The sequence below is a fragment of the Stenotrophomonas sp. GbtcB23 genome, from assembly GCF_019091045.1.
GTDB lineage: Bacteria > Pseudomonadota > Gammaproteobacteria > Xanthomonadales > Xanthomonadaceae > Stenotrophomonas > Stenotrophomonas rhizophila_A.
The window spans coordinates 89,961-112,638 of record NZ_JAGXKC010000005.1; the positions used below are offsets into that span (position 1 = coordinate 89,961).

Sequence of the window (22,678 nt, forward strand, 5' to 3'; positions counted from 1 at the left end):
TTCCGTTCCCGAGGCCAGTGCGTCGCAGATGAACGAGTACCGCAGCAGCATCGTCTTTGCCACCCCCGACATTCCCCTGCGTGACGACGTGCGCCGACTCGGCGCACTGGTCGGCGACCTGCTTGCCGAGCAGGTCTCCACGCAGTTCTTCGATGATGTGGAACAGGTGCGTACCCGCGCCATCGCGCGCCGTGAAAGCGAGGCGCCGCTGTCCGATCTCAACGATGCATTGACCGGGCTGCCGCCCGAACGCGCCGAAGCGATGGTGCGTGCGTTCAGCACCTACTTCCAGGTGGTCAACATCGCCGAGCGGGTGCACCGCATCCGTCGCCGTCGCGATTACCAGCGTGCAGGCACCGCGCCGCAGCCCGATGGCCTGCAGGATGCACTCCAGCAGCTCAAGGCGCAGGGCGTCACCCTGGAGGAGCTGGCCAGCTGGCTGCCACGCATCGACATCGAGCCGGTGTTCACCGCGCACCCGACCGAAGCGGTGCGCCGCGCACTGCTGGAAAAAGAACAGCTGATGGTGGCCAGCCTGGTCGACAACCTCGACGGCCAGCGCACCCCAGGCGAAGCCGCGGCCGATGCGGCGCGCTTCCGCATGGCACTCACCGCGTCCTGGCAGACCACCGATTCCTCACCGGTGCGCCCCACCGTGGACGACGAGCGCGAACACGTCGGCTTCTACCTGGTGCAGGTGCTGTACCGGGTAATCCCGGTGCTGTACGAATCGCTGCAGCAGGCACTGCTGGATACCTATGGCGACAGCGTACCGCTGCCCCGGCTGCTGCGCTTCGGCACCTGGGTGGGCGGCGACATGGACGGCAACCCGAACGTGGATGCCGGCACCATCCGCAACACCCTCGATGCGCAGCGCCAGGCCGTGCTGGGCCGTTACCAGAAGGACCTGCTGCAGCTGGCCAGCCTGCTCAGCCAGTCCACCGAGCGGGTGGCGGTCAGTGACGCGCTGCAGGCCCGGGTGGCGCACTACCAGCAGCTGCTGCCGAAGGTGGTCTCGCGCCCGCGGCATGCCGACATGCCCTACCGCCTGCTCAACGACCGCATGCGCGCGCGGGTGCAGGCCACGCTGGAAGATACCGACGGCGCTTACGCCTCGCCGCAGGAACTGGAGGAGGACATCACCCTCATCCTCGAAAGCCTGCATGCCAACAAGGGAGACCACGCCGGTGGCTTCGCGGTGCGCCGGCTGTTGTGGCGGGTACGCACCTTCGGTTTCCACCTGGCGCGGCTGGACGTGCGCCAGGAGTCGAGCGTGCATGGGCGCGCGCTGGCCAGCGTGCTGGATGGCCAGGACGCCTGGGACGCGGCCGACGCGATCGCGCGCGCGCAGCGGTTGGCGCCTTTCGCCAGCGGCGACCAGGCACTGCCCGCCAGCACCGAAGAGGGCGGTCAACGGCTGGATGCGGTGTTCGCCGCACTGGCCGATGCCCGCCGCCGTCACGGCGCCGATGCGTTGGGCAGCTACATCATTTCCATGGCGCATGACCGCAGCGATGTACTGGCCGTACTGGCGCTGGCGCGACGTGGCGGACTGGTGGACGACGCCGGTGCGGTGCCGCTGGACATCGCGCCGCTGTTCGAAACCGTGGACGACCTGCAGCGTGGCACGGACACGCTGCGCGACCTGCTGGCAGATCCGGTGTACCGTGCGCACCTGGCCGCGCGCGACGACGTGCAGATGGTGATGCTGGGCTATTCGGACAGCGGCAAGGATGGCGGCATCGCCGCCTCGCGCTGGGGCCTGCAGCGGGCCCAGGTGGAGCTGCTGGAGGTGGCCGCGGAGAGCGGTATCCGGCTGACCTTCTTCCATGGCCGTGGCGGCTCGATCAGCCGCGGCGGTGGCAAGACCACCGATGCGGTGGATGCATCACCGCGTGGCAGCATCGATGGCCGCCTGCGCGTGACCGAACAGGGCGAAGTGATCCACCGCAAGTACGGCATCCGCGCGCTGGCGCTGCGCTCGCTGGAGCAGTCCACCGGTGCGGTGCTGCGCTCCAGCCTGCGCCCGCGTGCACCCGAACCGCGCGAGGCGCAGTGGCGCCCGGTGATGGACCTAGTCGCGCGGAAAAGCGCGGAGGCCTATCGGGCATTCGTCGGCCAGCCCGATTTCATGCAGTACTTCCGCCAGGCCACCCCGATCGACGTGATCGAGCGGATGACGCTGGGCTCCCGGCCGTCGCGGCGGCTCGGCCAGGACGCGGCGCTGACCAACCTGCGCGCGATTCCGTGGGTGTTCGCCTGGAGCCAGGCGCGCGCGGTGATTCCGGGCTGGTATGGCGTGGGCAGCGGACTGCAGGCGGCGATCGATGCCGGGCATGCGGATACGCTACGGGAGATGGCGCGCGACTGGCCGTTCTTCAGCACCTTCCTGGACGATATCGCGATGGTGCTGTCCAAGGGCGACATCACCATCGCCGAGCAGTTCTCGCAGCTGGCCGGACCGCTGCACGACCGGTTCTTCCCGCAGATCCAGCACGAACTGGCGCTCACCGGCAGGCAGATCCTGGCCATCACCGGGCAGGACGAACTGCTGCAGCACGACCAGCGCCTGGCGCTGTCGATCCGCCTGCGCAATCCCTACATCGACCCGATCAGCGTGCTGCAGGTGGACCTGCTGCGGCGCTGGCGGGAGAGCGGCGGCGAGGATGACGAAGTGCTGCGCGCGCTGGTGGCGTGCGTCAACGGCGTCTCCCAGGGCGTCCAGAACACGGGATGAGGCAGGTCACGACCGTTGGTCGTGACGCTTATTCGGGCGACGGCGGATTGGACGCCAGCAACTCACGCTGGCGCTGCTCCATCTCCGCCCGCAGCTGCCGGCGCAGCAGTGCGGCGGCATGGCGGCGGCGCTGGTCGCTCGTTTCCAGCTGCAACGGCGGTACCGGGGTCGGCTTGCCGTCGTCATCGACGGCCACCATGGTGAAGAAGCAGCTGTTGGCGTGGCGCACGCTGCGCTTGAGGATATCCTCGGCCACCACTTTCACTCCGACTTCCATCGACGAAGTGCCGGTGTAATTCACCGAGGCCAGGAAGGTGACCAGTTCGCCCACCGCGATCGGTTCGCGGAACGTCACCTGGTCCACCGACAGGGTGACCACGTAGCGACCGGCATAGCGGCTGGCACAGGCATAGGCGACCTGGTCGAGCAGGCGCAGGATCGCCCCGCCATGGACCTTGCCGGAGAAGTTGGCCATTTCCGGCGACATCAGCACGGTCATGGTCAGCTGGTGGGATTTGATGTCGGTAGGCATGAAGGGATTGTAACGACGACGGCCCGCTTTCGCGGGCCGTCGGTTTCACATGCTGCGCGGGCGGGTGGCCCTTATTTCAGCTTCGCATCGGCGCGCAGGGCGGCGGCGCGGTCGGTCTTCTCCCAGGAGAAGGCCGTTGCGTTGACCGTTTCACCGGCAGCGTTGAGGTAGCTGAAGTCCTTCGGCTTGCGGCCGAAGTGACCGTAGGCCGCCGTCTGCTGGTACATCGGGTGGATCAGGTCCAGCATCTTGATGATGCCGTACGGGCGCAGGTCGAAGTGCTTGCGGATCAGCTTTTCGATCTTGTCATCGCTGATCTTGCCGGTGCCGAAGGTGGTGACCGAAATCGAGGTCGGCTCGGCCACGCCGATGGCGTAGGAGACCTGCACTTCGCAACGGTCGGCCAGGCCGGCGGCCACGACGTTCTTGGCCACGTAACGGGCCGCGTAAGCCGCCGAACGGTCGACCTTGGACGGATCCTTGCCCGAGAACGCGCCACCACCGTGACGGGCCCAGCCGCCGTAGGTGTCGACGATGATCTTTCGGCCGGTCAGGCCGCAGTCGCCCACCGGGCCGCCGATCTCGAACTTGCCGGTCGGGTTGATGTGGAACTTGGTGCCCTTGTGCAGCCACTTGGCCGGCAGCACCGGCTTGATGATCTCTTCGCGGACGGCCTCGATCAGGTCCTTCTGCTTGATGCCCGGGGCGTGCTGGGTCGACAGCACGACGGCGTCGATGGCGGACACTTCGCCGTTTTCATAGCGCAGGGTGACCTGGCTCTTGGCGTCCGGGCGCAGCCACGACAGCGGCGAGTTCTTCTTCTTGCGGATCTTGGCCTGCTGCTCGACCAGGCGGTGCGACAGGTGGATCGCGGCCGGCATGTAGCTGTCGGTCTCGTTGGTGGCATAGCCGAACATCAGGCCCTGGTCGCCAGCGCCCATTTCTTCGGGCTTCTTGCGGTCCACGCCCTGGGCGATGTGCGGCGACTGCTTGCCGATCAGGTTCAGCACGCCACAGGTGGCGCCGTCGAAGCCGACGTCGGAGCTGTCATAGCCGATGTCCAGGATCACCTTGCGGGTCACCGCTTCCAGGTCGATCCAGGCGGAGGTGGTGATTTCACCGGCCACGATCGCCACGCCGGTCTTGACCATGGTTTCGCAGGCCACGCGGGCGCGCTGGTCCTGGGCAAGGATCGCGTCCAGCACCGCATCGGAGATCTGGTCGGCAATCTTGTCCGGATGGCCTTCGGAGACCGATTCGGAGGTGAACAGGTAGCTGGACATCAGGCGTAATATCCTTTGATTCGGATGGAAAGATGGGCGCGAATGATACACGGCAAGTCGCGCCATTGCATTGTGGCCCAGCGGGGGTTGCCCGTGGTTAAGCCGGCGTGCCCACCGTGAAAGGCCGCCGTAGCGCGATTGACCCCCAGCCTCGGGGCCCAGTGTTCCACCAGCGTGACAACGCCGCCCAACCCGCGCGCCATGCCCCTGCGCCCGGCTGAACCCGTAAACCCGCTGCCGTCCCGTACCATCGCCGGATGGATTCCCTAAGCCAGATCGTTCTGGGCGGCGCCGTCGCCGCCGCCATCGCCCCTGCCGGCCACCGCCGCGCCGCGCTGCTTGCCGGCGCCGCACTGGGCACCCTGCCGGACCTGGATGCCCTCTTGCTGGCCTTCACCGCCACCGACCCGGTGGCGCTGATGACCGAGCACCGCAGCTACAGCCACTCGCTGCTGGTGCTGCCCTGGGTGGCGCTGTTGATCTGGTGGGGTTTCAAACGCTTTGGTCACGGCCGCGTGGCGCAGGCACCCGCGCGCTGGTTCTGGGCGATCCTGCTGGCGCTGATCACCCATCCCCTCCTCGATGCGTTCACGGTGTACGGCACCCAGCTGTGGTGGCCGTTCACCCCGCCGCCGACGATGTGGTCCAGCGTCTTCATCATCGACCCGCTGTACACGGTGTGGTTGCTGCTGGGCTGCGCGGTGGCATGGTTTGCGCGCAGCCGCCCCTTGGCGCAGAAGGCGCTGCTGGCGGGGCTGGTGCTGAGCACCGGTTACCTGGGCTGGTCGCTGCTGGCCAAGCACCAGGTCGACCGCGAAGCCGACCGTGCGCTGGCGGCGATGGGGCTGGGCGATGCGCCCCGGTTCTCGGTCGCCACGCCGTTCAACACGCTGCTGTGGCAGGTGGTGGCGATGACGACCAGCGGCTATGTGATCGGCGAGCGCTCGCTGGTGGCCGACAGGGGCCCGATGACGTTCCGCGGCTTCCCCTCGAACGTGCAGGCGCTGCGCCAGGCCGCGCACATTCCCGCCGTTGCCCGGTTGAACTGGTTCAACCGGGGCTTCATGCGCGCGCAGGTGGTCGATGGCCAGCTGCAGCTGAGTGACCTGCGCATGGGGCTGGAACCGGATTACACCTTCACCTTCGCGGTGGCACGTGCGGAGGGCGAGCGTTGGGTGGCGATCCCGCCCGAGCAGCTGCGCCCGGCGTACGACGGCGAGCAGGGCCGGGCCCGCGCCAAGCGCCGCCTCGGGGCGATGTGGCAACGCATCTGGCACGCCCCGCAGACGCAGGGCCGGTAAGCCAACGGGTAGAGCCGACTGTCAGTCGGCTGCGCGCAGCGCGCCGGCGGGCAGCCGACTGACAGTCGGCTCTACCACCGTCAGCAGCAGCCGCCATTCTTTCAGTAAACCGTCGCGCGGGCCTGCACGAACGAGAAGAAGAACACGGCGTTCGGGTCGTTCTGCACCAGGCTGAACTCGCGGCGCATGCCGTCCACGGTTTCCTGGTCCACCAGGCCGGCTTCCAGCAGCGGGTCGGCGGCCGACAGCAGCAGCTGTTCCCAGAAGGCGATCATGGTCTTGCGCCGGGCCGGTTCGCGGTTGTCCAGGTGGATGGTCTTGATCTCGGTGTGGACATCACGGAAGCCGCCGGCCAGCAGCAGGTTGCCGAGCTTGGCGCCGACGAACGGGTCGCCGCCGTGGTCGTACTGGAAGTCGTTGAAGGCCATCCAGTAGCGCCAGATGTGCGGCGAGTACGGGTCGAGCAGGAACGAGGCGTTCATCACTTCGGTGACGTAGACGGGCGAGCCGGGCACCAGCACGCGGCGCACTTCGTTGAGCACGCGGGCGGGCGAGGGCACGTGTTCGAGCACCCAGCACAGGAAGGCTGAATCGAACTCGCGCGCGCCGAACGGCAGGTTGCCGGCGTCGGCCTGCAGCAGGGTGTAGCGCTCGCTGCACCACGGGGTTTTCTCGAGGTTCTGGCGGGCGGTGGCCAGCTGGGTTTCGCTGAGGTCCACGCCGGTGACGTGCAGTTCGGGGAAGCGGCGCAGCAGGATCTCGGTCTGCGCGCCAACGCCACTGCCGACTTCAAGCAGGCGCTGGGCGCCGCTGTAGTCGATGTTGTTGAAGATGGACGATTCCAGCAGGCGTGCCTGGGTGACCAGGCGATGCTGTTCGGTGCTGGAGAAGCCGTGCAGGTAGGTGGGGGCGGCAATCGGGGTCATGGCGGTCACGTGGCGCGGGGCAGGCCCGGCGATGGGGGGATCAGGCGGCGGAGGACAGCGGTTCGCCGGCGGCCAGTGCGGTGAAGTAGTCGGTGGTCAGGGCGATCTGGCCTGCGGCGTCTTCGGCGCGGTTGACGACGGCGCGGAAGGCGGCATTCTCGGGGCGGTCCTTGGCGTACCAGCCAAGGTGCTTGCGGGCGATGCGCACGCCCTGGGGTTCGCCGTAGAAGTCGTGCAGGGCATGCAGGTGGCCGAGCAGGATGTCGCGCACTTCGTGCAGGCTGGGCGGCGGCAGCAGGGTGCCGGTGGCGAGGTAGTGGGCGACTTCGCGGAAAATCCAGGGGCGGCCCTGTGCGGCGCGGCCGATCATGACGGCGTCGACGCCGGTCTGGGCGAGCACGTGGGCGGCTTTCTGCGGGGAGTCGATGTCGCCGTTGGCGATCACGGGGATGCGCAGGGCGGCCTTGATGGCGGCGATGGTCTCGTATTCGGCGCTGCCGGTGTAATGCTGGTCGCGGGTGCGGCCATGCACGGCGAGTGCGGCGATGCCGCTGTCTTCGGCGATGTGGGCGATGCGGGGGCCGTTGCGGTGGTCGCAGTCCCAGCCGGTGCGGATCTTGAGGGTAACGGGGACATCGACGGCGCCGACGACGGCGCTGAGGATGCGGGCGACGAGGTCTTCGTCGCGCATCAGGGCGGAGCCGGCCCAGGCGTTGCAGACTTTCTTGGCGGGGCAGCCCATGTTGATGTCGATGATCTGGGCGCCGTGGTCGACGTTGTAGCGGGCGGCGTCAGCGAGCTGCTGGGGTTCGGTGCCGGCGATCTGGACGCTGATGGGGTCGGGTTCGCCGGCATGGTCCATGCGGTGGATGGATTTGCGGGTGGTCCAGAAGCGCGGATCGGAGATGGTCATTTCCGAAGCAGCCAGACCCGCGCCCAAGCGCTTGCACAGCAGCCGGAACGGTTTGTCGGTGACGCCGGCCATGGGGGCGAGCACCACGTTGGGCTGGATGTTGTAGGGACCAATCTGCATGCGGGCATTGTAGTGCCGGCCCATGGCCGGCAACCAAGCAGACCCCTGCGATCCGGCCCCACATTCAGGCCGATCCGGAAGGCCCTGATGCCGTACGGGCATGAGCAGATGCTTGACGGTTGCTTCCCGCGCCCTCATGGCTGCGGGATGGTTGGGGGTTAGCTGCGGCAAAAAGCAAGATCAACGTCAACGTCAACGGCGTCGGCTCTGCCGGGTCTCACGGCTTGGCAGGTCGGTGTGGGTTTGCGGGGGACGCCGTAAACCCATCCATGGGGGCTTGGTCGCGGCATCCATGCCGCTCACACCCCCGCAAACCCACCCCGACCTGCCTTTGAGACATTGTCGGTGACGGTACGAACGTCAAATGCAGAGGCCAAAAAAACCGGCGCTTTCGCGCCGGTTTTTGGTAGAGCACGACCGTTGGTCGTGCTGTCTTACACGTCCGCGGGCGTGTAATGCGGCATGGCTACGGCGGCGCCTTCCTTTTCGGTGGAGCGGCCGGCGAACTGGTTGGCGAAGCGGACGTGGCGGGCGAAGGCGGCGTCCGGGTCCTGGGCCAGGGAGGCGACGAGGGCGCCGTTGAAGGCGTCGCCGGCGCCGGTGGTGTCGAGCACCTGGACCTGTTCGGCGCCTACGCGGTAGTAAGGCTGGGTGTCGCCGCGCAGGTTCTCTTCGGCGTGCGAGACGAACACGCCGACGGCGCCGAGGGTGACCACGACGGTACCGTTGCCGACCAGCTTGCGGCACAGGGCGTGCAGGCTGGCGCCGTCGAGGGCGGCCACGTCGTCGGCGTCGACGCGTTCGCCGACATGACGGCCGAGCAGGGCGGCGAATTCGGTTTCGTTGGGGGTCAGCACGTCGGCAAGCTTGAGCAGGCCGATGCTGGAGGGCGCGTCGGCCGGGGCGGCGTTGAGGACGGTGGTGGCACCGGCTTCGCGGGCGATGGCCAGGGCCGCTTCGATGGTTTCAACCGGGGATTCGAGCTGGGCCAGCACGACCTTGGCCCCGGCCAGCAGCGCGCGCTGCTGGTCGATGTAGGCGGTGCTGAGCGCGGCATTGGCGCCGGGGCCGATCACGATGGTGTTGCGGCCGCGGCTGTCGACGTAGATGCCGCCGGTGCCGGTGGGCTCGGTGCTGGCTTCGGCGCTCAGGGCGAAGCCGTCCTGTTCGGCCAGGCCACGGGCCATGGCGCCGCCGGCGTCATCGCCGAGGGCGCACAGGAACGTGGTCGGGGCGCCGGCACGGCGGGCGGCCACGGCCTGGTTGAAACCCTTGCCGCCGGGGCCGGTGCTGTAGCGGCCGGCGATGGTCGCACCCGGGGCCGGGAGCGATTCGCAACGCCACACATGATCCACGTTGAAGGAACCGACTACGACGACACTGCTACTCATAAAGACTGTTTCTCGGGAACGGATATCAGCTGAAATGCGTCAGCACGCCGGCGATGGTCGCCGTCATGAAGGTGGCAATGGTACCGCCCAGCACGGCCCGCAGGCCGAACTTGGCCAGGTCGTGGCGGCGTTCCGGTGCCAGCCCACCAATACCACCGATCTGGATGGCGATCGAGCTGAAATTGGCGAAACCGCACAGGGCGTAGGTGGCGATCAGGCGGCCTTCAGCCGACAGCGACACGCCGGGGACCTGGCCGTTGACGATTTCGGAGAGCTTGGAATAGGCGACGAACTCGTTGATGACCACCTTCTGGCCGATCAGCGAGCCGACGGTGGTGGCATCGGCCCACGGGGTGCCGATCACCCAGGCGATCGGGGCCAGCAGGTAGCCGAAGATGGTCGACAGGTCGGTCGGGCGGCCGATCATGGCCTGCAGGCCGGTGATTTCGCCGAACCAGGTCAGCGGGGCGTTGAGCAGGGCGATCAGGGCGATGAAGGCAAGCAGCATGGCGCCGATGTTCAGGGCCAGCTTGAGGCCGTCGCCGGCGCCTGCCGCGGCGGCGTCGATGATGTTGCTGGAAGTCTTCTCCACTTCCATCTTGACGGTGCCGCGGGTCAGCGGGGTGCCGGTTTCGGGCACCAGCAGCTTGGCCACCACCAGGGTGGCCGGGGCGGCCATGATGCTGGCGGCCAGCAGGTGCTTGGCGTAGAAGGCCTGCTGCACCGGGTCGTTGCCCCCCAGCATGCCCACGTAGGCGGCCAGCACGCCGCCGGCGATGTGCGCCATGCCGCCGATCATCATGGTGATCAGCTCGGACTGGGTCATCTTGGCGATGTACGGGCGCACGGTCAGCGGCGCTTCGGTCTGGCCGATGAACACGCTGGCGCAGACGCTGGTGGTTTCGGCGCCGGACACGCGCATCACCTTGGTGATCGCCCAGGCCATGCCGCGCACGATCAGCTGCATCACGTTGAGGTGGTACATGACCCCCATCAGCGCAGAGAAGAAGATGATCGTCGGCAGCACCTGGAAGGCGAAGATGAAGCCGAACTGGTTGGTGTCCATCAGGCTGCCGAAGATGAAGCGCGAGCCTTCGTTGACGAAGCTGAGCACCTTGACGAAGCCGTCGCCGAGCAGCGAGAACGCTTCGCGCCCACCGGGCATCAGCAGCACCACCGCGGCGAAGGCGATCTGCAGGGTGATACCGGTGATCACCAGCCGCCAGTCGACGGAACGCTTGTTGTTCGAGAACAGCCAGGCGATGCCGATCAGCACTGCCAACCCGAACAGGCCGAAGCCAATCCTGCCCAAACCTTCGACCATCAGACTTCCCCTAGGGCGCCGCGAAAAACGGGAAGCCTAGAGCAGCGGCAGGGGCGGGGCAAGGAAAAGCAGCGTGCGGGGGCCGATCGGCCGCGATCGGGCAAGTATCCACAGGGGTTCGGGCCCGCCGGGCGATACACTGATGCGACTCATTCCGGCCGCGCCCCGGTGTCCTGGCGCAGCCATCCAGCAGGAGAAAACGCATGCACTACCGCCGCCTGGGCTCGTCCGGGCTGAAGCTGTCGGCCTTGTCCTTCGGGGCCTGGGTCACCTTCGGCGACCAGATCAGCCGTGACGAGGCCCGCAACCTGGTTGCCTGTGCCTGGGACCACGGGATCAACTTCTTCGACAACGCCGAGGGCTATGCGCGCGGCCGCGCCGAGCAGGTGATGGGCGATGTGATCGCCGACCTGCGCCTGCCCCGCGATGGGGTGTGCGTGTCCAGCAAGGTGTTCTTCGGCGCGGTGGACGAGCCCCGGCCGACCCAGCACGGCCTCTCGCGCAAGCACGTGACCGATGCCTGCCACGCCGCGCTCAAGCGCCTGCGGGTGGACTACCTGGACCTGTATTACTGCCACCGGCCGGATCCGGACACCCCGATCGCCGAGACCGTGCTGGCCATGGACACGCTGATCCGGCAGGGCAAGGTGCTGTACTGGGGTACGTCGGAGTGGTCGGCCGCGCAGATCCAGGAAGCGGTGGACGTGGCGCGCCACCACCACCTGCACCTGCCGACGATGGAGCAGCCGCAGTACAACCTGCTGCACCGCGAACGGGTGGAGCGCGAGTACGCGCCGCTGTACGCCGACCCGGGGCTGGGCACCACGATCTTCTCGCCGCTGGCCTCGGGGCTGCTGAGCGGCAAGTACAACAGCGGGTTCGATCCGGATTCGCGGCTGGGCCAGGCCCAGATGGGCTGGCTCCGCGAGCTGGTGCTGGGCGATTCGGCCGAGGCCCGGCTGGACAAGGTGCGCGCCTACAGCGCGCTGGCTGCCGAGCTGGGCCAGTCGCCGGCGCAGCTGGCCATCGCCTGGTGCCTGCGCAACCCGAACGTCTCCAGCGTGATCCTCGGCGCCAGCCGGGTCAGCCAGCTGGAGCAGAACCTGGGCGCCCTCGAGGTGCTGGAGCAGGTGGCCGAAGCGGACTGGAGCAGGGTGGAGGCGGTCTTCGCGCCGTGACCTGACGGCCGGTAGAGCCACGCCCTGGGTGGCTCTACCGATAGGCGGCATCAATCGATTTCCAAAAATCGATCATTAATTTCATCAATCAACATGAGAATGGTTGTTGATTGTGAACTGAGAATCATTATCATCTAACTCGTCCCTCGCACGAGTCCAGACAATGAACACTCAAGCCGCTGTACTGCTGCGCCCCGAAACGCTGACCCTGCGCGACCGCCCGGTCCGCGCCGTTCCGGCCGAAGAAGTGATCGACAGCGAGGCCCTGCTGAAGGGTCGCCGCGAAATCCTGATCCAGCACGGCGACCGCTTCTATCGTCTGCGCCACACCAGCAACGACAAGCTGATCCTCACCAAGTAACGGCCCGCCTCCCCCACGGGGTGCATTCGCGCGGCCGCGATGCGCTCCCCAGGCCTGCCGCCTTCACTGCTCTCTCCCCCTCGGCACGTCGCCTGCGACCGCTTGGTCCCTGGCGTCTGTCGGGGGTCTCCTTCCGCGTCCAGCCGACCCTGCACACCCACATGACCCGTCCTACCGCCCTGAGCCTTGCCTTGTGGCTGGCGCTGCCCATGGCCGCGGCCCACGCGGCTGCCCCTGCCACCCCCGATGCCGGTGCCGACGCGCGCGACTTCGACCGCGTGCAGGTCACCGCTACCCGCACCGAACGTGCGCTCAGCGACGTGGCCGCCACCGTTGATGTGATCGACCGCGAGCAGCTGGATGACCACCTTGTGCGCAGCATCAAGGACCTGGTCCGCTACGAGCCGGGCATCTCGGTGACCAGCAGCCCGGCCCGCTTCGGCCTGGGCGGGTTCCGCATCCGCGGGCTGGATGGCAACCGCGTACTGATCCAGACCGACGGCATCGCCATGCCCAAGGCCTTCAGCATCGGCAGCTTCTCCGACGCCAACCGCAACTTCACCGACCTGGAAACGCTCAAGCGGGTCGAGATCGTGCGCGGCCCGGCCAGCGCGCTGTATGGCTCCGATGCACTGGGCGGAGTGGTGGCCTTCGTCACCAAGGACCCGGCCGATTACCTCAAGGACGGTAAAAACAGCTACGTCGGCCTGAAATTCGGCTATGACGGCGAATGGAACGGCCTGCTGGGCAGCGCCACCACCGCCTTTGGCGGCGACCATTGGAGCGGCATGGTGAACGTCAACCATCGCCAGGGCCAGGAAACCGAAAGCATGGGCGATGTGCGCAGCAGCGACCGCACCCGCACCGCCGCCAACCCGCAGGACCGCGATGGCCGCAGCGTGCTCGGCAAGCTGGTCTATGCGCCGAGCGAAGACCAGCGCTTCCGGCTGACGGTGGAAGGCAACGAAGACAGCGTGGACACCGACGTGCTGTCGGCCATCGACCACGCCACCACCACCGGCATGCAGGCGCGCGACCACCAGACCCGCGCGCGGGTGTCGTTCGCGCACGAGATGGACAACCTGGCCGCCGGCTTCGCCGACAGCCTGTCCTGGCAGCTGTACCGCCAGGACAGCGAAACCACCCAGCGTACCGATGAGCAGCGTGCCAACCGCAGCACGCGCCACCGTGAATTCAACTTCGACCAGCGCGTGTACGGTCTGCAGGCGGTCTTCCACAAGGCGCTGCAGACCGGCGCGGTAGAGCACGCGCTGACCTATGGTTTCGATGGCACCTGGACCGAAACGCGGCAGAAGCGCGACGGCTACCAGGTCCTGGCCAACGGCCAGACCAGCACCACGATCCTGCCCGATGCGTTCCCCGTGCGCGATTTCCCCATCAGCAGAACCACCGAACTCGGCCTGTACGTGCAGGACGAAATGCGCTTTGCCGATGGCCGCTTCTCGCTGGTGCCGGGCGTGCGCGTGGACCACTACGAACTGCGCCCGGACGTGGACCCGATCTTCGCCGCCGACAACCCGGGCATGCCGGTATCGGACCTGACCAAGACCAGCGTGTCGCCGAAGCTGGGCATGGTGTGGCGCTTCGCCGATGACTGGTCGCTGTTCGCCGGCTACTCGCACGGCTTCCGCTCGCCGCCGTACAAAGACGTCAACCTGGGCTTCACCAACGTGATGTTCGGTTACACCGCCATTCCCAACCCCGACCTCAAGCCTGAAACCAGTGATGGCCTGGAACTGGGCCTGCGCTATGTCAGCAAGGCCGCGTACGTCAGCCTGAGCGGCTACTACAACGACTACAAGGACTTCATCGAGTCGCAGCGCCAGGTCGGCATCAACCCGCAGGGGCTGATCGTGTTCCAGTCGCAGAACATCGCCGACGCGGAAATCTACGGTGCTGAACTGAAGGCCGGGGTCGAGTTCGGCGAACTCAGCACCGCGCTGGCCGGCTGGTCGTTGAACGGCGCGGTAGCGTGGTCGCGCGGGGAGGACAAGACCGAAGACGTGCCGCTGGACTCGATCGATCCGCTGCGCGGCACGCTCGGCGTCGCCTTCGACCGAGATGCGTGGGGCGTGGAGCTGCTGGGCACGTTCGCCAGGCGCAAGGACCGCATGGCCAGCGCTACCGCGTTCCGCCCGGCCGGCTATGGGGTGCTGGACCTGGTGGCGCACTGGGACTTCGCCCCCGGCGCCAGGATCAATGTCGGCGTGTTCAACCTCGGCGACCGCACCTACATCGATTACTCCGCGATCACCTCCGCGCTGGCCTCCAGCAGCACGGTGATCGACCGTTACACCAACCCTGGCCGGAACGTCTCGGCCAGCCTTGCCGTGAGCTGGTAGCCATCATGAGCCGAGCCCTTTCCGCACTGCGAACCCCAGACCGGTACCTGCGCCCTGGCCAGCTGCCATCCCCGGAACAGCTGGCGGCACTGGGCACGGTGCTGTGTCTGTACCGCCCCGAAAGCAGCGAGCTGGGCGGGTGGAAACATGCCGTTTCGGCCCATGCCTGCCAGGGCATGGACAGCGAAGGCATCCGCGAGAGCCTGTGTTTCTCCGATGCGCGCGGACGCTGTTGCTGGCGGCTGTACCTGCTGCCGGACAGCGATTTCCTGGCCTGGGACCGCCTGGTATCGGCGTTCCCGGCGCGCCCGGAGCCGGCCAATGAGGGCGGCGTGGCCGAGCGCCTGTGGCGCCGGCTGGCCACGCGCCTGGGCGGCGAGCCCTGGCGCATGTGCGCGCTGCGCCTGCACGCGCGCAACGGCCAGGCACTGGCCGCCAGCGTCGCCTCCCTTTCCGCGCCGGGCGCCACCGCCGCGCGCCGGATCGCGCGGGTCGAGGGTGCCGACGGCGAACTGTGGGTCGACGACGCCAACGTGGCCCCGCTCTTCCACCTTTCCTCCTGAAGGCAGCACCATCGATGAACCTGAACCCCGTAGCGACACGCCATGCGTGTCCCACGCAAGCGCCAGGCACCACGCAGGACACGCATGGCGTGTCGCTACGCGCCTGCGCAGGCGTTGCGTGTGCGCTGCTTGCCGCCAGCGGCATCGCCCACGCCCAGCCCTCCCACCTGCAACGCGACCACGCCAGCATCCTGGCCATGAAGGGCGAGTACATCGTCGATTTCGCCTTCGATGAAACCGTGCTGCTCCAGCCCGGTTATGAGCGCGCACCGGCCGTGCGCAGCGGCGGCAACGAAGTGGTGATCGTGGTCGAGGACAGCCCGAAGCGGATCGTGCTCCAGCACCTGCTGGTGGACGGCAAGAGCGGCCACGTGACCAAGCATTGGCGGCAGGACTGGGTGTACGAGGCGCCGAACCGGTTCGAGTTCAGCGCCGACCAGACCTGGCAGGTGCGTGCGATCGATCCGGCGGTGAACGCCGGCGCGTGGACCCAGTGCGTGTATGAAGTCAGCGATGCCCCGCGCTACTGCGGCACCGGCCGGTGGGACTACCGCAACGGCGTGGCCACCTGGACCAGCGACCTCAGCTGGCGGCCACTGCCGCGCCGCGAATACACCCGCCGCAGCGATTACAACGCGCTGGCGGTAATCAACCGGCACACGCTCACCTCCAACGGCTGGACCCACGAACAGTTCAACACCAAGATCCTGCGCGGCGCCGGCGGCAGCCAGCAGGAGATCGCGCGTGAGTTCGGCTTCAACGATTACAACCGCACCACCGAGGTCGATTTCAAACCGGCCTACGACTACTGGGCCGCAACGGCGGACTACTGGGCCAAGGTGCGCGCACGCTGGGACGGTTTCCTCGGCCAGGCGCCGGGCGTACACCTGAAGACCAAGCTGGATGGCATGGCGATGATCATTCCGCTGTTCACCCAGGCGCAGGACCTGCAGGACGGCAAGCAGGTCAAGGACGCGCAGATCGACGCGGTGTTCAGGCAGTGGGTGGAAAAAGCGCCCGAATGACGCTCACTCTTTGAACATCAGGAACGCGGCCACCACGATCAACCCGAACGCGGCGTAATGGTTCCACTTCAACGGCTGGTCCAGGTAGAACGCGGAGAACACCGCGAACACCACCAGCGTGATCACTTCCTGCATGCCCTTCAGCTGAGGGGCCGAGTACACCGCGCTGCCCAGCCGGTTGCCGGGCACCTGCAGGCAGTACTCGAAGAAGGCGATGCCCCAGCTGACCAGGATCACCATCATCAGTGGCGCGCTCTTGTACTTGAGGTGGCCGTACCAGGCGAAGGTCATGAAGATGTTGCTGCCCAGCAGCAGCAACACGGGGTAGAGGTAAGCGGTGAACGACGTGCCGGGCATCGCGGGCATTCTCAGGGGCAGGGGCGGGCAGCATACCTAGGGCCGACCCCTGCCGGTGTCATCAATCGCGTTCATGCCTCGCGAAGGGCCAGCGCCGGCGGGGTGTGCAGGATCCGCCGCGTGCCCCACCAGCCGGCCAGCATGCTCAGCGCCACGCCCAGTGCGCCGCCGACCAGCGGCGGGCCCCACGGCGGGCTGAGCTGCAGTTCGAATACCTGGCGGGCCACGACGCTGCCCAGCAGTGCCGCCGTGCCCACCGCCAGCAGCGAAGACAACAGCCCCAGCGCGCCGAATTCCACCAGCACCGCGCCGCGCAGCTGGGTGCGGGTGGCGCCCAGCGTGCGCAGCACCGCGCTGTCGTAACGGCGTTCACCGGCGGTGGCCTGCAACGCGGCCAGCAATACCAGCACTCCGGCCAGCAGGCTGAAGCCCATCACCAGCTGCACGGCCTGGCTGACCCGGTCCACCACCTCGCGCACCCGTTGCAGGATGCTGTCGATATCCAGCAGTGAGATGTTCGGGTACTGGCGGGTCAGCCCGGCCAGGGCCGGGGCCTGTTCGCGCGGCAGGTGGAAGGCGGTGATCAGGTTGTACGGCGCATCGCCCACCGCCCCTTCATTGAGCAGCAGGAAGAAATTGACCCGGAACGAGTCCCAGTCGGCCTTGCGGATGCTGGTCACGGTGAAGCGCCGTTCCTGCTCGCCCATCTGCAGGGTGACCGTGTCGCCCAGCTTCATCCCGTAGCGTTCAGCCCAGCCCTGTTCGATCGAAGCTTCGGCAGCGGTGCTGCCTGCGGCCCAATACCGGCCGCTCAACAGGGTATTGGCCGGCGGGAAATCATGCCGCCAGGAGAAGTTGACCGGGCGGTTGGCATCGTCATCGTCGTTGCTGTTGTCCTCGCGTTCCTGACGCTGCGGTGGCCTGTCGTTGACGGCCAGCAGCCGGCCGGTGCTGAACGGCTCGATCCCGGGCGAATCCACGCCCAGGCCATCCAGCGCGGCCAGCACCGCCTGGCGCTGTTCGGGCTGGATGTTCATCAGGAAATAGTTCGGGGTATCGCTGGGCAGGCGGTCGCGCCACTGCGCCAACAGCCCCGGGCCGATCACCGACAGCAGCAACAGGGCGCACAGCGACAGCGAGAGTCCCACCAGCTGCATCACCGCCAGCCCGCGGCGGCGGGTCAGGGCGGCGAGGCCCAGCTTCCAGCGCCCGCGCAGGCGCGGCTGCAGCCCGCGCAGCAGCCACAGCAGGGTGGCCCCGGCCGCACCTGCCAGCAGCGCCAGCGCCGCCAGCCCGCCCAGCACCCAGGCGGCCAGCCGCACATCGCCGGTGGCCTGCACGGTGAGCGCCACGGTGGCCGCCAGCGCGGCGGCATACACCAGCAGGGAACTGGGCGGCAGGCTGGCGAAGCTGCGGTTGAGCACGCGCATCGGCGGCACCTTGCGCAGCCGCAACAGCGGCGGCAGGCCGAAACCCAGCAGCAGCACCAGCCCGATCCCCGCCCCACTCAGCGCCGGCGTGGCCTGCGGCAACGGCAGCCGGCCCGGAATCAACCCGCCCAGCGCCTGCACCAGCCCGGCCTGCGCGGCCATGCCCAGCCCGATCCCGACCAGGCAGGCCGGGATGGCCAGCAGCACCAGCTGCAGCGCCATGGCGGTGAGGATGTCGCGATTGCGCGCGCCCAGGCAGCGCAGCACCGCCACCTGGTCGATCCGGCGCAGCGCGAAGCGGTTGGCGGCCAGCGCGGTGGCCACGCCCGCCAGCAGCACCGCCAGCAGCGCGGCCAGCGACAGGAAGCGGCCGGCCAGGTCGAACGCGCCGCGCACGCCACGCTGGGCATCGGCAATGCCGACGATGCGCAGGCCCTTGGCGCGCGGCTGCAGCCAGCCGCGGAAATCGGCAATGGCCCCGGCGCTGCCGGCAAACATCATCCGGTACGAGGCGCGGCTGCCCGGGCCGAGCAGGCCGGCACGGTCGACGTCGATGCGGTTGACCAGCAGCGGCGGCGACAGCTGCATCAACTCGCCGGAGGTATCCGGCTCGGCCTGCAGCACGCGGGTCACGGTGAGCGTGCCGGCGCCGAATTCGAGGGCGTCGCCCACCTTCAGCCCCAGCGCCTGCATCAGGCGCGGGTCGGCATAGGCCTCGCCTGCCGCCGGGGTGCCGGCCACTTCGCCGACGCCGCCCGGGGCGCGGCTGACCCGCAGTTCGCCGCGCAGCGGATAACCGTCGCTGACCGCCTTGATGTTGGCCATCTGGCTTTCATCGCCATGGAACAGCACGCTGGGGAAGCTGACCATGCGGGTGCTGGCCAGCCCACGCGCGCGCGCCTCGTCGGCGAAGGCCTGTGGCACGTCTTCGCGGCCGCCCAGGCCGAGGTCGCCACCGAGCATTTCCGCCGCGCTGCTGGTCAGCGCCAACGTGACCCGGTTGACCAGCGTGCCCACCGCCGTCATCACCGCCACGCCCAGCACCAGCGCGGCGAACACGGTCAGCAGGTCGCCGGCGAGGAATTCCCGGCGCAGCGCACGCCCGGCATGGCGTAGTACGTTCATGCGGTGATTCCGGCGGCATCGACCAGGCGGCCGCCGTCGAGCCGGTAGATGCGCTCGCAGCGCTGGGCCAGGCGCAGGTCATGGGTCACCAGCACCAGCGTGGTATCGCTGGTGGCGTTGAGCGCGAACAGCAGGTCGCTGATCTGCTGCCCGGTGGCCTGGTCCAGGCTGCCGGTGGGCTCATCGGCAAACAGGATGCGCGGCCGTGCCACGAACGCACGCGCCAGCGCCACGCGCTGCTGCTCGCCGCCGGACAGTTGGCGCGGGTAATGGCGGGCGCGGTGGGTCAGCCCGACCTGCGCCAGCACCTCGCGCACCCGCGCCGCATCCTCGCGCCCGGCCAGTTCCAGCGGCAACGCGATGTTTTCTTCAGCGGTCAGCGCCGGCAGCAGGTGGAAGCTCTGGAACACGAAGCCGACCTCGCGCGCGCGCAGCTGCGCACGGGCTTCCTCATCCAGCGCGCCGAGCGTGGCCCCGGCCAGGGCGATGTCGCCGCGGCTGGGCAGGTCGAGTCCGGCCAGCAGCCCGAGCAGGGTGGTCTTGCCCGAACCGGACGCGCCGACGATGGCGACGCTCTCGCCTTCATGGACGGTCATGTCAATGTTGTCCAGTATGTGGACTTCACCCTCCGGGCCACGTGCGGACTTGCCCACGTTGTGGGCGGCGATGGCGACGGGCGCGCTGCGGGGGGACAGGCTGTCGATGAGGATTCTCCAATGTACCGAGCAAAATGGGCGGGCCGGGCGGCCCAGGTGTTCTTGCTGCTGGCAGGGTTGCTGCTGCTGCCTGCGCTGGCATGTGCCAAAGGTGCCAATACCCGGCACGCGGTGCTGGTGGTCGGCGACAGCCTCAGTGCCGCCCACAATATCCCGGCCGCATCGGGCTGGGTGAACCTGCTTCAGCAGCGGGTTAGCCAGCAGATCACGCCGCCGCCGACGATCATCAATGCCAGCATCAGCGGCGAAACCACGGCCGGCGCACTGAGCCGGCTGCCGGCGCTGCTGGAGAAGCATCGGCCGTCGGTCGTGGTGATCGAACTGGGCGGCAATGACGCGCTGCGCGGGCTGAGCCCGGCGCAGCTGCGCGGCAACCTGGAAAAGATGATCGTGGCCAGCCAGAAGGCCGGCGCCAAAGTGCTGCTGCTGGGCATCGATGTCCCGCCCAACTACGGCCCGGCCTATCGCGACCGCCTGCGCCAGGTGTATGCGGGCCTGGCCAGCCAGTACAAGGTGGCGCTGCTGCCGTTCCTGCTGGAGGGCGTGGCCCTGCAGCCCGGGCTGATGCAGGGCGACGGACTGCACCCCACCGCCAAGGCCCAGCCGAAGGTGCTGGACAACGTCTGGCCGCTGCTCAAACCCCTGTTGAACGCCCCGCCGAACTGATCCGTGAGCGGCTTCACATCGCCTCCACCGACGATCCGGCATGTTTCACAAAGCTGAAGAAAGAGGGACTCCCATGCGTCAGACAAAGGAAACCTCCGGCCTGGTGCTGGTGGTCGAAGACAACCGCAATATCTCCGAGATGATCGGGGAATACCTGGAAGGCCGCGGGTTCGAAGTGGACTACGCCCAGGACGGGCTGGACGGTTATCGTCTGGCGGCTGAAAACAGTTACGACGTGGTGGTGCTGGACCTGATGCTGCCGCGTCTGGACGGCATCGAAGTCTGCCGCCGGCTGCGCAACGATGCGCGCAAGTCGACGCCGGTGCTGATGTTGACCGCGCGCGATACGCTCGACGACAAGCTCACCGGCCTGGGCTTCGGCGCCGACGATTACCTGACCAAGCCGTTTGCGATCCAGGAGCTGGAAGCCCGCCTGCGCGCGCTGATCCGGCGCGAACGCCGCCAGGTGGGATCGGAAGTGCTCAAGGTCGCCGACCTGGTGCTGGACCCGGTCAGCATGCGCGCCACGCGTGCGGGCACCGAGCTGCAGCTGTCGCCCATCGGCCTGCGCCTGCTCACCATCCTGATGCGCGAATCGCCGCGCGTGGTGACCCGCCAGGAAATCGAGCGCGAGATCTGGGGCAACGGGCTGCCGGATTCGGACACGCTGCGCAGCCATCTGTACAACCTGCGCAAGATCATCGACAAGCCGTTCGACCGTCCGCTGCTGCACACCGTGCAGAGCGCCGGCTACCGTATTGCCGATATCGCCCAGCCGATGAGCTGATGCGCCACAGCGCAGGGCGCACGATGGTGGGGGCTTGCGGCCCCGATGTACACGATGCCCCGGCACTTGCCGGGGCATCGCCGTTGCTTGCACGATGGAATAACGGCGCGCTTTCCTATAATCGCGGCGACTCGACCTGGACTTCGTAATGCCGCACGGTCTGCCGCGCAAGATCCGCATTGTCTTCATCCTGCAGGCCGTACTGGCCAGCCTGGGCATCCTGCTGGGCGCGTGGCTGGTCTCGCTGGTGATCAAGCACAGCCTGGTCAGCAGCGCGCTGCAGGAAGAAGCGACATATTTCTGGGACCTGCACGCGGCCTCGCCCGCGCAGCCGCCGCCGAACACGCGCAACATCCGCGGTTACCTGCTGGAGGCCGGGCAATCGACGCTGAGCCTGCCGCCCAACCTGCGCACGCTGGCGCCGGGCTTCCACGAGTTGAAGGCCGACGACCAGCTGGTGCTGGTCGATGCGCGCCCGGAAGGGCAGCTGTACCTGGTGTTCCTGCGTTCGCGCGCGGAGATGCTGGCGTTCTGGTTCGGCATCGTGCCGGTGCTGTTGACGCTGCTGGCGGTGTATGGCGCGTCGTGGATCACCTACCGGGCGTCGAAGCGACTGGTCTCGCCGGTGAACTGGCTGGCGCGACGGGTGTCGCGCTGGAACCCCGGCCATCCGGAGGCGTCGGACCTGGCACCGGACAAGCTGCCGGCGGACATGCAGGGCGAAACGCGGCAGCTGGCGGCGGCCCTGCATTCGCTGGCCACGCGGGTTACCGCGCACGTGGCACGCGAACGCAACTTCACCCGCGATGCGAGCCATGAACTGCGCACGCCGCTGACCGTGATCCGGGTGGCCAGCGACATGGCGCTGGGCGACCAGGACATGACGCCGCGGCTGCGCCGCGGCCTGCACCGCATCCAGCGGGCGGGGCGCGATATGGAGGCGGTGATCGATGCGTTCCTGATCCTGGCACGCGAGGCGGACGTGGAGCCGCAGATCGAACTGTTCGACGTCAACGAGATCGTGCGCTACGAAGTGGACAACGCGCGCGAGCTGATCGCGGGCCGGCCGGTGGAGATCCACCTGCACAGCGAGGCACCGGTGCACCTGCACGCGCCACCGCGGGTACTGCAGGTGGTGGTCAGCAACCTGCTGCGCAACGCGTGCAGCTACACCGACGAAGGCCGTATCGACGTGGACGTGCTGGACGACCGGGTGGTGGTGCGCGACACCGGCATCGGCATGTCGGCCGAAGCGCTGTCGCGCGCGTTCGAGCCGTTCTACCGCGCCGAACCCAGCCGCCCGCAGGGTACCGGCCTGGGCCTGTCGATCGTGCGCCGCCTGTGCGACCGCTTCGGCTGGAAGATCGCCCTGACCAGCGAACCCGGGGTCGGCACCCAGGCCACGATCATCTATCGCTGACGCGTAAAAGCGCAGAGCAACGGCGTTTCCATTGCCCGCGTGCAGGTGAGCGGCGGGGGTGGGCCCGCGGGGGGCGCCGTGAACCCATCCTTGGGGGCTTGGTCGCCGCATCCATGCGGCTCACACCCCCGCAAACCCACCCCCGCCACTCCCCTCGATG

The 22,678-nt window shown here is 68.0% G+C and carries 19 protein-coding genes; 10 read left to right on the forward strand and 9 right to left on the reverse strand.

Going from position 1 to position 22,678, the window contains the following annotated elements:
• Positions 1-28: 28 nt before the first annotated feature.
• The gene (gene ppc, locus KVS69_RS03700) at positions 29-2,737 is read left to right on the forward strand and encodes a phosphoenolpyruvate carboxylase (protein WP_217537006.1); all 2,709 of its coding nucleotides are present in this window, start codon (positions 29-31) and stop codon (positions 2,735-2,737) included.
• 28 nt (positions 2,738-2,765) lie between these two features.
• On the opposite strand, the gene KVS69_RS03705 is transcribed toward ppc, so the two are convergent.
• Both KVS69_RS03705 and metK read right to left on the reverse strand, forming a co-directional pair.
• Entirely contained in the window at positions 2,766-3,269 is a 504-nt protein-coding gene (locus tag KVS69_RS03705) for an acyl-CoA thioesterase (RefSeq protein WP_217537009.1), read from the reverse strand.
• Between the two features lie 71 nt (positions 3,270-3,340).
• Positions 3,341-4,552, reverse strand: a complete 1,212-nt coding sequence (gene metK, locus KVS69_RS03710; RefSeq protein WP_068849283.1) for a methionine adenosyltransferase — start codon at positions 4,550-4,552, stop codon at positions 3,341-3,343.
• Positions 4,553-4,809: 257 nt separating this feature from the next.
• Here metK and KVS69_RS03715 point away from each other — a divergent pair, with 257 nt between their 5' ends.
• Positions 4,810-5,853, forward strand: a complete 1,044-nt coding sequence (locus KVS69_RS03715; protein WP_217537011.1) for a metal-dependent hydrolase — start codon at positions 4,810-4,812, stop codon at positions 5,851-5,853.
• Between the two features lie 101 nt (positions 5,854-5,954).
• On the opposite strand, the gene KVS69_RS03720 is transcribed toward KVS69_RS03715, so the two are convergent.
• The 4 genes from KVS69_RS03720 to KVS69_RS03735 form a co-directional block, all read right to left on the reverse strand.
• Complete coding sequence (locus tag KVS69_RS03720) at positions 5,955-6,779, reverse strand: methyltransferase domain-containing protein (RefSeq protein WP_068849287.1); 825 nt, start codon at positions 6,777-6,779, stop codon at positions 5,955-5,957.
• 40 nt (positions 6,780-6,819) lie between these two features.
• Positions 6,820-7,812: a tRNA dihydrouridine synthase DusB gene (gene dusB / locus KVS69_RS03725; RefSeq protein WP_093536202.1), complete on the reverse strand. Its 993-nt coding sequence runs from the start codon at positions 7,810-7,812 to the stop codon at positions 6,820-6,822.
• 434 nt (positions 7,813-8,246) lie between these two features.
• The gene (locus KVS69_RS03730) at positions 8,247-9,203 is read right to left on the reverse strand and encodes a ribokinase (protein ID WP_068849289.1); all 957 of its coding nucleotides are present in this window, start codon (positions 9,201-9,203) and stop codon (positions 8,247-8,249) included.
• Positions 9,204-9,228: 25 nt separating this feature from the next.
• Positions 9,229-10,527: a nucleoside transporter C-terminal domain-containing protein gene (locus tag KVS69_RS03735; RefSeq protein ID WP_068849291.1), complete on the reverse strand. Its 1,299-nt coding sequence runs from the start codon at positions 10,525-10,527 to the stop codon at positions 9,229-9,231.
• Between the two features lie 203 nt (positions 10,528-10,730).
• Between KVS69_RS03735 and KVS69_RS03740 the strand changes: the two genes are divergently transcribed.
• The 5 genes from KVS69_RS03740 (at position 10,731) to KVS69_RS03760 (ending at position 16,017) form a co-directional block, all read left to right on the forward strand.
• Positions 10,731-11,705 carry an aldo/keto reductase gene (locus KVS69_RS03740; protein WP_217537013.1) on the forward strand — a complete coding sequence of 325 codons (975 nt, stop codon included), beginning with the start codon at positions 10,731-10,733 and terminating at the stop codon, positions 11,703-11,705.
• Positions 11,706-11,868: 163 nt separating this feature from the next.
• Entirely contained in the window at positions 11,869-12,066 is a 198-nt protein-coding gene (locus KVS69_RS03745; RefSeq protein WP_068849295.1) for a hemin uptake protein HemP, read from the forward strand.
• Between the two features lie 161 nt (positions 12,067-12,227).
• Complete coding sequence (locus tag KVS69_RS03750) at positions 12,228-14,429, forward strand: TonB-dependent hemoglobin/transferrin/lactoferrin family receptor (protein ID WP_302675359.1); 2,202 nt, start codon at positions 12,228-12,230, stop codon at positions 14,427-14,429.
• 5 nt (positions 14,430-14,434) lie between these two features.
• Entirely contained in the window at positions 14,435-14,992 is a 558-nt protein-coding gene (locus KVS69_RS03755; protein WP_217537016.1) for a Hemin transport protein, read from the forward strand.
• Between the two features lie 125 nt (positions 14,993-15,117).
• Positions 15,118-16,017 carry a DUF6607 family protein gene (locus KVS69_RS03760; protein ID WP_254622011.1) on the forward strand — a complete coding sequence of 300 codons (900 nt, stop codon included), beginning with the start codon at positions 15,118-15,120 and terminating at the stop codon, positions 16,015-16,017.
• A gap of 3 nt (positions 16,018-16,020) precedes the next feature.
• Here the strand turns inward: KVS69_RS03760 and KVS69_RS03765 are convergent, their stop codons facing one another.
• The 3 genes from KVS69_RS03765 to KVS69_RS03775 form a co-directional block, all read right to left on the reverse strand.
• A complete protein-coding gene (locus KVS69_RS03765; protein WP_068849300.1) occupies positions 16,021-16,374 on the reverse strand; it encodes a DMT family protein in 354 nt (117 codons plus the stop codon).
• Between the two features lie 71 nt (positions 16,375-16,445).
• Positions 16,446-18,929, reverse strand: a complete 2,484-nt coding sequence (locus KVS69_RS03770; RefSeq protein ID WP_217537021.1) for an FtsX-like permease family protein — start codon at positions 18,927-18,929, stop codon at positions 16,446-16,448.
• Positions 18,926-19,525, reverse strand: coding sequence for an ATP-binding cassette domain-containing protein (locus tag KVS69_RS03775; RefSeq protein ID WP_093536045.1), 600 nt, complete (start codon positions 19,523-19,525; stop codon positions 18,926-18,928). Before KVS69_RS03775 ends, KVS69_RS03770 begins: the two co-directional genes overlap by 4 nt.
• Before the next feature lie 120 nt (positions 19,526-19,645).
• Between KVS69_RS03775 and KVS69_RS03780 the strand changes: the two genes are divergently transcribed.
• The 3 genes from KVS69_RS03780 to KVS69_RS03790 all read left to right on the forward strand — a co-directional run bounded on the left by KVS69_RS03780 (position 19,646) and on the right by KVS69_RS03790 (position 22,518).
• Entirely contained in the window at positions 19,646-20,311 is a 666-nt protein-coding gene (locus tag KVS69_RS03780; protein ID WP_217537024.1) for an arylesterase, read from the forward strand.
• Between the two features lie 73 nt (positions 20,312-20,384).
• Complete coding sequence (locus tag KVS69_RS03785) at positions 20,385-21,098, forward strand: response regulator transcription factor (RefSeq protein WP_019182442.1); 714 nt, start codon at positions 20,385-20,387, stop codon at positions 21,096-21,098.
• 148 nt (positions 21,099-21,246) lie between these two features.
• A complete protein-coding gene (locus tag KVS69_RS03790; protein ID WP_217537026.1) occupies positions 21,247-22,518 on the forward strand; it encodes a HAMP domain-containing sensor histidine kinase in 1,272 nt (423 codons plus the stop codon).
• Positions 22,519-22,678 lie beyond the last annotated feature (160 nt).

Coding starts and splice junctions, on each gene's coding strand:
- KVS69_RS03740 (WP_217537013.1), top strand. CDS start 10,731: ATGCACTACCGCCGCCTGGGCTCGTCCGGGCTGAAGCTGTCGGCCTTG.
- KVS69_RS03785 (WP_019182442.1), top strand. CDS start 20,385: ATGCGTCAGACAAAGGAAACCTCCGGCCTGGTGCTGGTGGTCGAAGAC.
- KVS69_RS03745 (WP_068849295.1), top strand. CDS start 11,869: ATGAACACTCAAGCCGCTGTACTGCTGCGCCCCGAAACGCTGACCCTG.
- KVS69_RS03790 (WP_217537026.1), top strand. CDS start 21,247: ATGCCGCACGGTCTGCCGCGCAAGATCCGCATTGTCTTCATCCTGCAG.
- metK (WP_068849283.1), bottom strand. CDS start 4,552: ATGTCCAGCTACCTGTTCACCTCCGAATCGGTCTCCGAAGGCCATCCG.
- KVS69_RS03770 (WP_217537021.1), bottom strand. CDS start 18,929: ATGAACGTACTACGCCATGCCGGGCGTGCGCTGCGCCGGGAATTCCTC.
- KVS69_RS03715 (WP_217537011.1), top strand. CDS start 4,810: ATGGATTCCCTAAGCCAGATCGTTCTGGGCGGCGCCGTCGCCGCCGCC.
- KVS69_RS03765 (WP_068849300.1), bottom strand. CDS start 16,374: ATGCCCGGCACGTCGTTCACCGCTTACCTCTACCCCGTGTTGCTGCTG.
- KVS69_RS03755 (WP_217537016.1), top strand. CDS start 14,435: ATGAGCCGAGCCCTTTCCGCACTGCGAACCCCAGACCGGTACCTGCGC.
- KVS69_RS03705 (WP_217537009.1), bottom strand. CDS start 3,269: ATGCCTACCGACATCAAATCCCACCAGCTGACCATGACCGTGCTGATG.
- KVS69_RS03720 (WP_068849287.1), bottom strand. CDS start 6,779: ATGACCCCGATTGCCGCCCCCACCTACCTGCACGGCTTCTCCAGCACC.
- KVS69_RS03775 (WP_093536045.1), bottom strand. CDS start 19,525: ATGACCGTCCATGAAGGCGAGAGCGTCGCCATCGTCGGCGCGTCCGGT.
- KVS69_RS03780 (WP_217537024.1), top strand. CDS start 19,646: ATGTACCGAGCAAAATGGGCGGGCCGGGCGGCCCAGGTGTTCTTGCTG.
- KVS69_RS03750 (WP_302675359.1), top strand. CDS start 12,228: ATGACCCGTCCTACCGCCCTGAGCCTTGCCTTGTGGCTGGCGCTGCCC.
- KVS69_RS03735 (WP_068849291.1), bottom strand. CDS start 10,527: ATGGTCGAAGGTTTGGGCAGGATTGGCTTCGGCCTGTTCGGGTTGGCA.
- KVS69_RS03730 (WP_068849289.1), bottom strand. CDS start 9,203: ATGAGTAGCAGTGTCGTCGTAGTCGGTTCCTTCAACGTGGATCATGTG.
- dusB (WP_093536202.1), bottom strand. CDS start 7,812: ATGCAGATTGGTCCCTACAACATCCAGCCCAACGTGGTGCTCGCCCCC.
- ppc (WP_217537006.1), top strand. CDS start 29: ATGAACGAGTACCGCAGCAGCATCGTCTTTGCCACCCCCGACATTCCC.